The following is a 13,649-nucleotide window of genomic DNA, read 5'->3' as shown; positions in this document are numbered from 1 at the left end:
CTGCGCCCCCACCGCCGCCAACTTGACGAAGCCTTCCAGACTGGATGACACCGATGTTCGATACTTTGCTGATTGCCAACCGCGGTGAAATCGCCTGCCGCGTCGCCGCCACCGCTCGCCGCATGGGCATTCGCACGGTCGCCGTCTATTCCGACGCGGACGCCGGCGCGCGCCACGTCGCGGCGTGCGACGTGGCCGTACACATCGGCGGACCGGAGCCGCGCGCCAGCTACCTGCGCGCCGACTTGATCCTGCAGGCCGCGCGCGATACCGGCGCGCAGGCCATCCACCCGGGCTACGGCTTTCTGTCCGAGAACGAAGCCTTCGCGCGGGCCGCCGCCGAGGCCGGCATCGCGTTCGTGGGGCCGCCCGCCGCGGCCATCGCCGCGATGGGCAGCAAGTCCGCCGCCAAGGCGTTGATGGAGAAGGCCGGCGTGCCGTTGGTGCCCGGCTACCATGGCGACAACCAGGACCCGAACTTCCTGAAGTCGCAAGCCGATGCCATCGGCTACCCGGTGCTGATCAAGGCAAGCGCCGGCGGCGGCGGCAAAGGCATGCGCGTGGTCGAATCGGCCGACGCATTCCCGGACGCGCTGGCTTCCTGCCAGCGCGAGGCGGCATCGAGCTTTGGCGACGACCGCGTATTGATCGAGCGTTACCTGCAGAAGCCGCGCCATATCGAAATCCAGGTGTTCGCCGACACACACGGCAATTGCGTCTACCTGTTCGAGCGCGATTGTTCGGTGCAGCGGCGCCACCAGAAAGTCATCGAAGAAGCGCCCGCTCCCGGCATGACCCCCGAGCGCCGCCAGGCCATGGGCGAGGCCGCCGTGGCGGCCGCGCGCGCGGTGGGATATGTGGGCGCGGGCACGGTGGAATTCATCGCCGAACCCGACGGCCGTTTTTATTTCATGGAAATGAACACGCGCCTGCAGGTAGAACACCCGGTCACCGAGATGATCACCGGACACGACCTGGTGGAATGGCAGTTGCGCGTTGCGGCGGGGCAGCCTTTGCCGGCCGCGCAGCAAGACCTGCGTATCCAGGGCCACGCCATCGAAGCGCGCATCTATGCAGAGAACCCCGATAAGGGCTTCCTGCCTTCGATCGGCAAGCTGGCCTACCTGGAGCTTCCGCCGCACGCGGCATTTTCCAACGGCGACGTACGTGTCGATGGCGGGGTGCGCATGGGCGACGGCATCACGCCGTACTACGATCCCATGATCGCCAAGCTGATCGTGCATGGCGCCGACCGCGACCAGGCGCGCGCGCGCATGATCCAGGCGCTGGCGCACACGCATGTCGTGGGCGTGCAGACGAACGTGGCGTTCCTGACGCGGCTGATGCAGGACGAGGCGTTCGCTTCGGCCGACCTTGATACGGGCCTGATCGAGCGCCGCCGCGAAACACTGCTGCCGCCCCCGGCGGCTGCCGACACGGTCGCGCTGGCGCTGGCCACCGCCGCGGCGCTGGTGGGCCAGGGGCTCGCCCGGTCTGCGCCCGCGGGCGCCAGGCAGGACGCCGACCCATGGAACGTGCGCGACGGCTGGCGCGTGGCCGGCCGCTATCGCCAGGCGGTTCAGTGGCAGGACGGCGACACGCTGCGTGACGTTGCCGTAACGCGCGAAGGGCAGGCGTGGTTCCTGCAGATCGATGGCCGCAGCCAGGCGTTTGCCTGGCACGCCCAGCCCAGCGCCAACCCCAACCTGGCCTACCGGCTGCGCGTTTCGCTGGACGGCCGCGAAAGCGTGGGCACCGTCGTCATGAACGCGGGCACGGCACACGTGTTCCGCGACGGCAGCGTGCAATCGCTCGGCTTGTACGACGCGCTGGCGCATGCGCAGGACGACTCGGCCGAGCATGGCGGCGGGCTGACGGCCCCCATGCCCGGCAAGATCATCTCGATCGCCGTGCAGGCCGGCGATACCGTATCCAAGGGCCAACCATTGCTGGTCATGGAAGCCATGAAGATGGAACACACCATTTCTGCGCCGGCCGACGGCAAGGTTCAGGAGCTGTTCTATGCCGTGGGCGACCAGGTGACAGAAGGCGCGGAACTGGTCGCCATCGGCTAGGCGCGCGAGCCGCCGGCCCCGGCCGCCCGGCTATGGTACGTTTAAGGTCCGAGGTGCCGGCTCAACGGCACCCCCGTAGCGCGGCAGCAGACCGAGGTAGGGGGAGTGGATGTTCGAGGACTTGCAGTCGAAGACGGCATTGATCACGGGCGCGTATAGCGGCCTGGGACTGCATTTTGCCGGCGTGCTTTCGCGGGCCGGCATGCGCGTGGCGCTGTGCGGCCGCCGCGTCGAGCTGGGCGAGGAACTCGCCGCCGGCATACGACGGGCGGGCGGCGTGGCGTGCGCCGTCAAGCTGGACGTGACGCAGGCAGACAGCGTGCGCGCCGCCCTCGAAACGGCCGCGGACGCACTCGGCCCGCTGGACGTCATCGTCAACAACGCCGGCATCGCGCTGAGCCAGCCCGCGCTGGATATTTCCGAGGCCGGCTGGACAGATCTCGTCGACACCAATCTCAATGGCGCCTGGCGCGTGGCGCAGGCGGCCGCCCATCATTTCAGGGCGGGCGAACGCCAGGGCGTCATCATCAATATCGCGTCCATCCTGGGGCAGCGCGTCGCCTCGCACGTGGCGCCCTATGCGGTGGCCAAGGCGGGCCTGCTGCACCTGACGCGCGCGCTGGCGCTCGAATGGGCGCGCTACGGCATTCGGGTCAACGCCTTGGCGCCAGGCTATGTTGCCACTGATCTCAACCGCGATTTTTTCGAATCGCCGGCCGGCCAGGCGCTGATCAAACGCATACCGCAGCGCCGGCTGGGCCGGCCCGCCGACCTAGATGGCCCTTTGCTGTTGCTGGCATCGAACGCCTCGGCCTACATGACCGGATCGGTCGTCGATGTGGACGGCGGCCACCTGGTCAGCAGCCTCTGACAACAAGCTCATTGCCGCCGTCGCGGCACCTGGAGACTGTGCATGGACTTTTCCCTGCCCCCCGAAATCGATAATTACCGCCAGCGCGTGCGCCGCCTGGTCGACGCGCACCTGATTCCGCTGGAAGCCGACCGCGCCAACTACGATGAGCACGAGAACATCTCCGAAGCCGCGCTGCAGGACGCGCGCGCCAAGGTACGCGAAGCGGGGCTGTGGGCCTTGCAGATGCCTCGCGAACTGGGCGGGCAAGGGTTGCCCATCACAGGCCTGGCCGCGTGCTATGAAGAGATGAACCGGTCGATATTCGGCCCGGTGGCGTTCAACGCCGCTGCGCCGGACGACGGCAACATGCGCGTGCTGGCCCAGGTCGCGCGCCCGGACCAGAAAGCCCGTTGGCTGCAGCCCATTATCGATGGCAAGGTCCGGTCGTCGTTTGTCATGACCGAACCGCATCCGGGCAGCGGATCAGACCCATCCATGATGCGCACCACCGCCACCCGCAAAGCAGACAAGTGGGTGATCCACGGCCGCAAGTGGTTCATTACCGGCGCTGGCGCGGCACGGCACTTTATCCTGATCGCGCGTACATCCGATGACCCGCGGAAGGGCCTGAGCGCATTCCTGTTCGATGCCGACCAGCCCGGCTGGCGCATCGAACGCCGCATCCCCATCATGGGCCCGGAAGAACATGGCGGGCACTGCGAACTGGTCTTCGACGGATTGGAAATCCCCGACGAAAACCGCCTGATGGAAGTCGGCGACGGCCTGAAGCTGACGCAGATCCGGCTCGGTCCGGCGCGGCTGACGCACTGCATGCGCTGGCTGGGACTGGCGCGCCGGGCGATGGAAATCGCCGTAGAGTACGTGGGCCGGCGCAGCAGCTTCGGCCAGACACTCGCCCAACGCGAAGGCGTGCAATGGCTGCTGGGCGACGCCGCCATGCAGATTGAGATCGGCCGCCTGCTTACCATGCGCGCCGCCGTGCGACTGGACCAGGGCGACTACGCGCGCAAAGAGATCTCCATGGCCAAGATCGTCGTGTCGGAAACCCTGCACAAGGTGGTCGATACGGCGTTGCAATTGAACGGCGCGCGCGGCTATTCGAAAGACACGCCGCTTGAATGGATATACCGCTACGCACGCCAGGCGCGCCTGGTCGACGGCGCGTCCGAAGTGCACAAGATGGTACTGGCCCGTTACTTGATGGACGAAGGCGACGCGTTCTGGCGCTGGGACGATGCCGGAGCGCCGCGCAAGGCGCTGGTATGACCCCGCAGGGCCAAGCATCGCCGACGCAGCCGGACTGGCTGCCTGCGCTCGCGGGCTATCTGCAGGCGCACGGGCTGGGCCATGCCGCCAGCCTGCGGGTGCGGCCGCTGTCGGGCGGCCAGTCCAATCCCACCTACGTGCTGCACGACGACACCGGCGTGCGCGTGCTGCGCAAGCAGCCGCCCGGCACGCTGCTGCCCTCGGCGCATGCCATCGACAGGGAATACCGAGTCATGAATGCGCTGTCCGGCACCGCCGTGCCGGTGCCGCGCATGCTGCACTATTGCGATGACCGCACGGTGATCGGCACACCCTTTTATTTGATGAGCTACGCGCAGGGCCGGGTGTTCATGGACCCGGCCTTGCCCGGCCTGGCGCCCGCTCAACGCCGCGCCATCTACGCAGAAGCCGGCAAGGTGCTGGCCACCTTGCACACGGTGGCGCCCGGCGATATCGGGCTGGCCGATTATGGCCGCGCGGGCGATTACTACGCCCGCCAGGTAGCCCGCTGGACGCGGCAGTATCGCGACACTGCCACAGGCGCTGTTGCGGCCATGGACGCGCTGATGGACTGGCTGCCCCGGCGCCTGCCCCCCGACGACGGCCAGGTGTGTCTGGTGCACGGCGACTACCGCATCGACAACCTGGTGTTCGACGCCGACGCGCCGCGCGCCATCGCCCTGCTCGATTGGGAACTCTCCACATTGGGGCATCCTCTTGCCGACCTGGCGTATCACTGTATGTGCTGGCGTATTCCGCCTCAGTTATGGCGCGGCATCGGAGGGCTGGATCTGCAGGCGCTTGGCATTCCGGACGAGGCAGGCTTTGTGGCCGCGTATTGCGATGCGCGCGGCATCGCGGCGCCGGCGAACTGGGATTTTTACCTGGCCTACAGTTTCTTTCGCATCGCCGCGATTCTGCAGGGCGTATACGCACGCGCGCGCGCCGGCAACGCGGCCGCCCCCGACGCCCTGGAAATGGGCGCGCGCGTGGCTCCGTTGGCCGAGCTGGGATGGCAGGCCGCCTGCCGCGAAGACGCCCGTCACGCTTGAGAGGCGCTTATGACAGCCACCCCGCACGATGACCTGCCCCGCAATGCCGCCAACCACGTGGCGCTGACGCCGCTAGGGTTTTTGCAGTGGTCGGCCGGTGTGTATCCGCAACGTCCCGCGCTGGTGCATGGCGAACGCAGCCAAAGCTGGCATGACACCCGCGCACGCTGTCGGCAGATGGCCGCGGCGCTGCGCGCATGGGGCGTACAGCCGGGCGACGTGGTGGCCGTACTCGCGCCCAATGTGCCTGCGCTGTATGAGGCACACTTCGGCGTGCCCATGGCCGGCGCGGTGCTCAACGCGCTGAACACGCGGCTGGACGCGGCCACGCTGGCGTTCATTCTTGAGCACGGCGGGGCCAAGGTCCTGTTGTACGACAGCGAATACGCCGACCTGGTCCGCGACGTGTGGTCCCGCATGGCGGCGCCGCCGCGAGTGGTGCGCATCGAAGACACGGAATTCACCGGCAGCCACGGCGACTTCGGCGACGCGGAATACGAAGCGTGGCTCGGCGCGCACGCGCCCGACGCGCCATGGGACTGGCCTGCAGACGAATGGCAGAGCATCTGCCTGAACTACACGTCGGGCACGACGGGCAACCCAAAGGGCGTGGTCTACCACCATCGGGGCGCTTATCTCAACGCCACCGGCAACGTACTGGCTTGCGGCATGCCGCCCCACGCCGTGTACCTGTGGACCTTGCCGATGTTCCATTGCAACGGCTGGTGCTTTCCCTGGACGCTTGCCGCGCTTGCCGGCACCAGCGTCTGCCTGCGGCGGGTCGAGCCGGCGGCCATCTTCTCGGCCATCCGGCGCCACCATGTCGGCTACTTCTGTGCCGCGCCCGTGGTGCTGAATATGCTGGTCAACGCGCCGGCCGAGGTACAGTATCGCGCCGCACATCCCGTGCACGCGCTTACCGGCGGGGCCGCGCCCCCGGCGGCCGTTATCGAAGCCATGGAGCAACTGGGCGTGACGGTCACGCACCTGTACGGCCTGACAGAAACGTACGGTCCTTCGGTCAGCTGTGCCTGGCACGATGAATGGGACGGGCTGCCGCTGGCCGAGCGCGCCGCGCTCAAGGCCCGCATCGGCGTGCGCAAGCTGAACGTCGAGGATGTGCAGGTGGTCGATGCGCAACTGCGGCCGGTGCCCGCCGATGGCAAATCGCTGGGCGAGATCGTGCTGCGCGGCAACACCCTGATGAAGGGATACCTGCACAACCCGGCGGCCACCGCCGAAGCCTTCGCCGGCGGCTGGTTCCATTCCGGCGACCTGGGCGTGCTGCACCCGGACGGCTACATCGAAATCAAGGACCGCGCCAAAGACATCGTGATCTCCGGCGGCGAGAACATCTCGACCGTGGAAGTCGAAAGCGTGCTGTACCGGCATCCCGCCGTCCTGGAGGCGGCGGTGGTCGCGCGCCCCGATCCTGCCTGGGGCGAAACGCCCTGCGCCTTCGTCACCCTGAAAGAAGGCGCGTCATGCTCGGCCGAAGATATCGTGAACCATTGCCGGGCTCAGCTCGCGCGCTTCAAGGTGCCGCGCACCGTCGTGTTCGGCCCGCTACCCAAGACCGCCACCGGCAAGATACAGAAGTACATCCTGCGCAGCCAGGCGGCGGCGCTGGACGAAACAAAAGGGCCCGGCTGACAGCAAGCCAGCCGGGCCCCGTGCCATGCGGGCAGGCGGTTATTTGCGCAACGCGCCGATCACGCCGTCGAGTTGCGACAGCATCGTCTCGATCTCTGCCTCGGTGACGTTCAATGCAGGCATGAAGCGCAGCAGGTTGCCGCGCGGCGCGTTCAGCAGCAGGCCTTGCGGCGCCAGGTTACGCGCCGCGTCGACAATGGCGGGGCCGTCGTCGCGGTCCAGGATCAGCGCGCGCAACAGGCCCATGCCGCGTTCGCCGCGCAGGCCGCGCTTGGACGACAAGGCCAGCAAGCCTTCCGACAACTGCTGGCTGCGGGCGCGCATGGTATCCATGAAGCCCGGCGAGGCCAGCGTGTCGAACACGGCCACGCCCACGGCGGCCATCAGCGGGTTGCCGTTGTAGGTGCCGCCCTGGTCGCCGTGCGCGAACACGCAGACTTCCTCGCGGGCGAGCAGCGCGGCCAGCGGCACGCCGCCGCCGATGCCTTTGGCCAGCGTCATGATGTCGGGCACAACGTCGAAGTGCTGGTAGGCGAAGAGCTTGCCCGTGCGGCCCATGCCGGTCTGCACTTCGTCGACGATAAGCAGCAGCTGGTGCTCGTCGGCCAATTGGCGCAGGCCCTTCATGAACTCGGGGGTGGCCGGAACCACGCCCGACTCGCCCTGCACCGGCTCGAGCATGATGGCCACGGTCTGGTTGTCGATCAGCGCGCGCACCGAATCCAGGTCGTTGAGTTCGGCCTTCGGAAAGCCTTCGACCTGCGGCGCATACATCGTGTCCCAGCCCGGCTTGCCGGAAGCCGACATGGTGGCCAGCGTGCGGCCATGAAAGCCGTGGTTCATCGTGATGATCTTGTAGGCGCCATTGCGCTTGACGCGCCCCCACTTGCGCGCCAGCTTGATGGCGCCTTCGTTGGCCTCGGCGCCGCTGTTGGCAAAGAACACGCGATCAAAGCACGATGCGCCCGTCAGCCGCTGGGCCAGTTCGATCGACGGCGCGTTATAGAACGCGGGCGACGGGTTCATCAGCTTGTCGGCCTGCTCGATCAGCGCGCGCTTCATTTCCGGCGCGCAGTGGCCCAGCGTGTTCACCGCCCAACCCTGCACGAAATCCAGGTATCGCTTGCCCGTGTGATCCTCCAGCCAGGAGCCCTGGCCTCGCACGAACACCAGGTCCGGGCGAGCGGTGATCTCCATGAGGGCATTGACGTTGAACTGGCTGAATTCCATGGCGGTTCCTGCGGAATAGGGAAACAAGGGGGGGTGGAAAACCTGCAATTTAGCACCGTATGGCGGCCGCGGGCGGGCCGGCGCCCGCGCCGTACGCCGCCTTAGCGGCTCAGCCCGCGCGCGGCGATGTCCCAGATGCCCTCGACCACGCCGTCGCGATAGGCCACCAGGGTATCGTGCAGGTTGAAGGTGGGATCGACGTGAGCGGGCACCAGCAGCAACGTATCGCCCAGCCGCACGTTCGCATCGGCGGCGACTTCCAGCACGCCGTGTTCGTCGTTGGCGGCTATATAGCGCAAGCCGTCGCGGCCGGCCACGCGGGGCAAGCCGCTTTCAATGGTGGTGGATTTAAGCCCCGCATCCACCACCGCCCGGCCCGCCACGGGCCGGCTCATGACCGTAGCCAGCAGGTAAAGGCTGTGGCGGAAAGCCAACGGCCCCGACCAGTCGTTGGCGCCGTAGTCGCCATCCATGAACGCGTACGAGCCCGCTTGCAGCTCTGTGTACACGCCCGACGCCGCATCGAATTCCGCGCTGCCCGTACCCGCGCCGGTAATGCGGTCGCACGGGATGCCGGCCGAACGCAGCGCGCGCGCGCACTCGGCCGCCAGGCGGGCCGCGCGCGAGGCCGCCTCGGCGCGTCCGGCGTGGCTGCGCACATGCTGCGCCGACCCGTGATAGGCCTGCAAGCCTCCGAAGCTCACACCGGGCAGATCCTGCACGCGCCGCGCCAGCGCCACGGCTTCGGCCACATCCGGAACGCCGCAACGGCCCTGTCCGACATCGATCTCGACCAGCACTTCGACCTGGGCCCCGGCCTGTGTCATGGCGGCGGAAATATCGGCCAGGTTGCCGGCGTCGTCCACGCACACGCTGACGCGGGCCGCGCGCGCCAGTTGCGCCAGCAGCGCCAGCTTGGCCGGCCCGACGATTTCGTTGCTGATGTGCACGTCATCGATGCCCGCCGCCACGAACGGAACCGCCTCGCTGACCTTCTGGCAGCAGATGCCGCGGGCGCCCAGGGCCAGCTGCCGTCGCGCAATTTCCGGGCACTTGTGCGCCTTGGCGTGCGGGCGCAGGCGCACGCCGTGGCGGTCGGCCCAGGCCTGCATCGCCCGCAGGTTGTGTTCGAAGGCGTCCAGGTCCAGCACCAGGCTGGGCGTGTCGACCCGGGCCAGCGGGTCGCCCGCCGCCGCAGCAGGAATCAAACCGGGGACGGATACCGAAGGGTGGACAGCCATGAATGTGCGTTCCTTTTTCGTACGAACATGCGTGGCGCCAGGACAGACGCCCACTGGGTGTTTCATTGCGGTTTAGTGTATCCGCCGCTGCGGCGGCCGCCTCGATTGCGGGCCGGGAGCGCGCCTTCCGTTGTATATCGCCAACCCGGTAGGGTGAAGTTGCCCCGGATGACGTTTCAGCGTACAGTTAAATTCACGTTTGCTGGTTTGCCGATATGCGGGCCGACTGTGCAAACCGGCACGACAATGCGCCATATGTTCGATATCCTCGTCTATTTGTTCGAAAACTACTACACGCCGCAAGCCTGTCCCGCGGCCGACGTTCTCGCCAAACGCCTTGCTGCCGCCGGCTTCGAGCACGATGACATCGACGACGCGCTGGGCTGGCTTTATGGCCTGGCCGAAACCACCGAACGCTGCGTCGATCTCGCCCAGGCTCCCAGCTCCGGCGTCCGTATCTACACCGACTCCGAATACCAACAGCTCGGCACCGAATCCATCGGGTTCATCGCATTTCTCGAATCGGCCGGCGTGCTGCCGGCGCCATTGCGCGAAATCGTCATCGACCGCGCCCTGGCAGCGCCGGAAACCCCGGTATCGCTGGCCAAGATCAAGATCATCGCCCTGATGGTCCTCTGGAGCCAGGAAGCCGAAATCGACAACCTGGTTCTCGAAGAACTGCTCGACGACGATGGTGTGCGCAGGCTCCACTGAGCCGTGAACTACGTAGGTCGCTTCGCCCCCAGCCCTAGCGGGCCGCTGCACCTGGGTTCGCTGGTAGCCGCCCTGGCCAGCTGGCTGGATGCGCGCGCGCATGGCGGCCGCTGGCTGCTGCGCATCGAAGATGTCGATTCCCCGCGCACCGTCGCGGGCGCCGCCGAAACCATCATGCAGCAACTGCGCCGCCTGGAACTGCACTGGGATGGCGACATCTGGTGGCAGTCACGGCGTGGCGACGCCTACCAGCGCGCCTTCGACAGGCTTGCCTCGCAAGGCCTGGTCTATGGGTGCGGCTGCACGCGGCGGGAAATCGCCGATTCATCGCTGCGCGGGCCGGGCACCGTCACCGACGGCGAGCGCCCGTATCCCGGTACCTGCCGGCATGGCCTGCCCCCTGGCCGACAGGCCCGCGCATGGCGGCTGCGCGTGCCGCCGGGTTGCGAACACTTTACCGACCGATGGCTGGGGCCGCAGCAACAGGACGTGGCCCGCGCCGTGGGCGACTTCGTGCTCAGGCGTGCCGATGGCCTGTGGGCCTACCAGCTGGCGGTCGTGGTGGATGACGCCGAGCAGGGCGTCACCGACGTCGTGCGCGGCGCCGACCTGCTCAGTTCCACGGCTCGCCAGCGTATCCTGGCCCGGCTGCTGGGCGCGGGGCCGCCGCGCGTCATGCACGTGCCGTTGGTAACCGACCCCCAAAGCGGGCTGAAGTTATCGAAACAGAACGGCGCGCCGGCCATCGACACGGCCCGGCCGCTGGCCATGCTGGCCCAGGCCTGGCAGGCGCTGGATTTTGCGCCCTTGCAGGCCGCGACGCCAGGCGAATTCCTGGCGGCAGCCACCGCCCGCTGGTCGGCGCGCTACGGGCCACAGGCCGCGCGGTAGCGCGGCGCCCCTACAGCGGCTGCAGATCCGCCCCGAGCATGCGCACCAGCAGCCCCGTGCCGTCTTTGCCCACCCGAACTTCGCCATACCGCGCCGACTCGTAACGTTCGGCCTGCCCTTCGGGAAAGAAGTACGCGTTGGTGACGATGCGCACCTGGCCGCCCCGCATGCGGTAGCGCAGGGCGATTTCGTTGGCGGCCTGCGGTTGCGCCTGCGGCTGGATGCGCGCCACCTGCGCCACGCCTTTGCCGTCCGGCACCAACACGACATAGCCGTCGAGCAGGGGCTTGCCCGGCGTGTGCGCAGCGAACCGCTGCATGACCTCGTCGCCGGCGGCAAAGCGCAAGGCCATGTAGTCGCCCTGCATCAACGAACGCGGATCCACCGGCGCCAGTTCCAGGATGGCCACGCGGCCCGTGGCCAGCAGTCCCTCGCGTTGCCAGATCGCGGTATTGACGAACCCGAGCGCAAGCACCAGGCCGCCCAGCACCACGGCCGTACGCCAGCGCAATGCCGCGCCCGGCGGGTCGGCCACGGCCTGCTCGGTGGGCGGCGCCGTGCGGGTCAGGCGAGGCACCAGCCACAGCAGGGCGCGCAGCAGGAACAGAAGCACGGCGGCCCCGCCCAGCCACAGCGCCTTGTCGAGCAGCGGCACCTGCAGCTGGTAATAATAGATAAGCAGATAGACCAGCAGGCTCAGGCCGCCAAAAACGGCCAGATGCCGCCGGTTCAGGCCAAAGCCCAGCAACATCCAGGCCAGCGCGAAGGCGATGCCCGGGCTGGGCAGCCAGAACAGTGCCAGCACCAGCAAGGCCAGGGGCACCCCCCACATCACCCCCGCGGTCAGCGCGTGCCGACGCGGCCACAATACGGCCAGGGCGCTGCCCACCGGCAACAGCACGCCTGCCACCGTCAGCATCGCGGCCACCCGGTTGGCTTCCCAGATGACGGGCAACTGCGCCAGGGTCGTGCCGCCGGCCAGCCACACCATGCTTTGCACCGCAAGCACGAATGCCCAGGCCAGCGGCAGCAGCAGATTCGGGCGCGTGCGCGCCAGACGATGCCCGACGCAGAAAGCGGCCGCGGCTGTCCAGCCGCCCGCCACCGCCACAGGCAGCCACACGAAGGTGGCTTGCAAGGTGTCGAAATCGAGCCACATTTCGAGCAGGTCGTTGCTCATCAGGCCAGGCACCAGCCCCAACCAGATGAGCCCGGCCAGCGCCAGCGCAACCATCCAGGCGCTCAGGAACCGCAACAGCGCGTCTGGCGCCAAGGCATATACGGCCGCCCCCAGCAACAGTACGAAGGCGCAGGCGCTGGACAGCGATGCCGAGTCGGAAAGGCCGAACGCGACCAGGATCTGGCCTGCAAAGCCCAGGGCCGTGGCGCACTGGCGCCAGAAAGGCCCCGCATCGGTGCGCAGCACGGCCACCGCGCCGGCGCAAAGCACCAGCCCCACCACCAGGGCGCCCTGCAGCGTCTGCACCAGGCCCGAAACAGCCAGAAAAACCAGCAGCAGCAGGGTGCTCAGCCAGGCGCTCAGGCCCAGCAGGCCCTGCACATACCAGGCGGGCTCAAGGCGCGGCGGTTCCGCGGGTTCGGCCACTTCGGCCACGGGACTGCCCAGAACCGGGGGCGCCACGGCGTTGCCCGCCGAAGCCCCCGCCGGTTCGGCGTCGGCCAGCGCGCGGCCCGTCGGCAGCCGGGCGGCCAGGCGGCGCAACCAACGCGCCGCCCACACGGCTTCGGCCATCAGGAGCCCTGCCAGGGGCAGAATGGCCCAAGGCCCCGGTTCCAGGCGGAACAGCCATTCGCCCGCCAGGCGCATCGTCACGCAGATGACGCCGGCGGCCAGCATGGCCAGGATAAGCAGATCACGCCGGCCGCGGTGGTAGTAGTAGCCCAGGCCCAGGGTGACGGCCAGCCACGCTGCGCCCCTGATCGAGCCCAGCTCGTACAGCACCGAACCGCCGAACGTCAGGCTGAAGACCAGGATGCCGATGACCAGCGCGGCCAGCGCGCGCGGTCCCACGCGGGTGTCGGCCCGCCAGCGCCACGCGGCGCATTCCCACACCGCCAGCATCGTCAGATTTAGCGCGGCCAGCGTCAGGGCAGGTATGCTGGCGTCGAGGTTCCACCAGAATGGGCTGGGCGATTGCTGCAAATAAAGCAGCGCCGCAATATTGACGACCGCTATCCATAGCAGCCAGACTGCCTGGCTGGCTGCCACCAGCGCCCAGGGCAACAATAGCGCGGCCCACCAGGCAAAGAGTTCCCAGGTGTCGGCGCCCGTCTGGTAAGACTGGCCTAGCAAGGCCAGCAACGCGCCCAGCAACAGACCGCCCAGGGTCAGCAGCGCGCCGGGCGCGTGCCGGCGCGCGCCGCCGCTGGACCGCAGGCGCCAACCTGCCCACGCTGCGGCCAGCACGCACCCGGCCAATAGCGCCTGCGCACCGGCAAAGCGCTGCGTCTTGGACATGTCCGGCCAGTTGGCGGCTACCCAGCAGATCACGGCGCTGCCCAGCAGCCATACGGCCAGCCAAAGCGTGGTGCGGCCCAAAAATTGCCGCCATGCGTGCAGTTCCGAACCCGCCTGGCCTGTAGCCCCGACTTGCATGCGGCGAATCTCCCCTCGTATTATCCGCGCTACACC

Annotated in this window: 10 protein-coding genes; 7 read left to right on the top strand and 3 right to left on the bottom strand. The window is 68.1% G+C overall.

Going from position 1 to position 13,649, the window contains the following annotated elements; all coding sequences use genetic code 11:
- Window positions 1-53 precede the first annotated feature (53 nt).
- The 5 genes from CAL19_RS18900 (at window position 54) to CAL19_RS18880 (ending at window position 6,920) form a co-directional block, all read left to right on the top strand.
- A complete protein-coding gene (locus tag CAL19_RS18900; protein ID WP_094797654.1) occupies window positions 54-2,075 on the top strand; it encodes an acetyl/propionyl/methylcrotonyl-CoA carboxylase subunit alpha in 2,022 nt (673 codons plus the stop codon).
- Window positions 2,076-2,184: 109 nt separating this feature from the next.
- A complete protein-coding gene (locus CAL19_RS18895) occupies window positions 2,185-2,946 on the top strand; it encodes an SDR family NAD(P)-dependent oxidoreductase (RefSeq protein WP_094797653.1) in 762 nt (253 codons plus the stop codon).
- A gap of 42 nt (window positions 2,947-2,988) precedes the next feature.
- Entirely contained in the window at window positions 2,989-4,215 is a 1,227-nt protein-coding gene (locus CAL19_RS18890) for an acyl-CoA dehydrogenase family protein (protein WP_094797652.1), read from the top strand.
- Entirely contained in the window at window positions 4,212-5,267 is a 1,056-nt protein-coding gene (locus CAL19_RS18885; RefSeq protein ID WP_026640603.1) for a phosphotransferase family protein, read from the top strand. Before CAL19_RS18890 ends, CAL19_RS18885 begins: the two co-directional genes overlap by 4 nt.
- 9 nt (window positions 5,268-5,276) lie before the next feature.
- Window positions 5,277-6,920 carry an acyl-CoA synthetase gene (locus tag CAL19_RS18880; protein ID WP_094797651.1) on the top strand — a complete coding sequence of 548 codons (1,644 nt, stop codon included), beginning with the start codon at window positions 5,277-5,279 and terminating at the stop codon, window positions 6,918-6,920.
- Between the two features lie 39 nt (window positions 6,921-6,959).
- On the opposite strand, the gene CAL19_RS18875 is transcribed toward CAL19_RS18880, so the two are convergent.
- Entirely contained in the window at window positions 6,960-8,150 is a 1,191-nt protein-coding gene (locus CAL19_RS18875; protein WP_026640601.1) for an acetylornithine transaminase, read from the bottom strand.
- Window positions 8,151-8,251: 101 nt separating this feature from the next.
- Complete coding sequence (locus CAL19_RS18870; RefSeq protein ID WP_094797650.1) at window positions 8,252-9,391, bottom strand: DSD1 family PLP-dependent enzyme; 1,140 nt, start codon at window positions 9,389-9,391, stop codon at window positions 8,252-8,254.
- A 255-nt stretch (window positions 9,392-9,646) separates the two neighbouring features.
- On the opposite strand from CAL19_RS18870, the gene CAL19_RS18865 reads away from it, so the two are divergent.
- Entirely contained in the window at window positions 9,647-10,105 is a 459-nt protein-coding gene (locus CAL19_RS18865; RefSeq protein WP_026640599.1) for a DUF494 family protein, read from the top strand.
- Between the two features lie 3 nt (window positions 10,106-10,108).
- Window positions 10,109-10,996: a tRNA glutamyl-Q(34) synthetase GluQRS gene (gluQRS, locus tag CAL19_RS18860; protein ID WP_026640598.1), complete on the top strand. Its 888-nt coding sequence runs from the start codon at window positions 10,109-10,111 to the stop codon at window positions 10,994-10,996.
- Window positions 10,997-11,006: 10 nt separating this feature from the next.
- Here gluQRS and CAL19_RS18855 read toward each other — a convergent pair whose 3' ends face one another.
- Window positions 11,007-13,613: a GDYXXLXY domain-containing protein gene (locus CAL19_RS18855; protein ID WP_094797649.1), complete on the bottom strand. Its 2,607-nt coding sequence runs from the start codon at window positions 13,611-13,613 to the stop codon at window positions 11,007-11,009.
- Window positions 13,614-13,649 lie beyond the last annotated feature (36 nt).

Source organism: Bordetella genomosp. 7, assembly GCF_002261265.1.
GTDB lineage: Bacteria > Pseudomonadota > Gammaproteobacteria > Burkholderiales > Burkholderiaceae_B > Bordetella_A.
This window is presented reverse-complemented; position numbering and strand designations above follow the sequence as displayed.

Coding starts and splice junctions, on each gene's coding strand:
- CAL19_RS18900 (WP_094797654.1), top strand. CDS start 54: ATGTTCGATACTTTGCTGATTGCCAACCGCGGTGAAATCGCCTGCCGC.
- CAL19_RS18895 (WP_094797653.1), top strand. CDS start 2,185: ATGTTCGAGGACTTGCAGTCGAAGACGGCATTGATCACGGGCGCGTAT.
- CAL19_RS18890 (WP_094797652.1), top strand. CDS start 2,989: ATGGACTTTTCCCTGCCCCCCGAAATCGATAATTACCGCCAGCGCGTG.
- CAL19_RS18885 (WP_026640603.1), top strand. CDS start 4,212: ATGACCCCGCAGGGCCAAGCATCGCCGACGCAGCCGGACTGGCTGCCT.
- CAL19_RS18880 (WP_094797651.1), top strand. CDS start 5,277: ATGACAGCCACCCCGCACGATGACCTGCCCCGCAATGCCGCCAACCAC.
- CAL19_RS18875 (WP_026640601.1), bottom strand. CDS start 8,150: ATGGAATTCAGCCAGTTCAACGTCAATGCCCTCATGGAGATCACCGCT.
- CAL19_RS18870 (WP_094797650.1), bottom strand. CDS start 9,391: ATGGCTGTCCACCCTTCGGTATCCGTCCCCGGTTTGATTCCTGCTGCG.
- CAL19_RS18865 (WP_026640599.1), top strand. CDS start 9,647: ATGTTCGATATCCTCGTCTATTTGTTCGAAAACTACTACACGCCGCAA.
- CAL19_RS18855 (WP_094797649.1), bottom strand. CDS start 13,613: ATGCAAGTCGGGGCTACAGGCCAGGCGGGTTCGGAACTGCACGCATGG.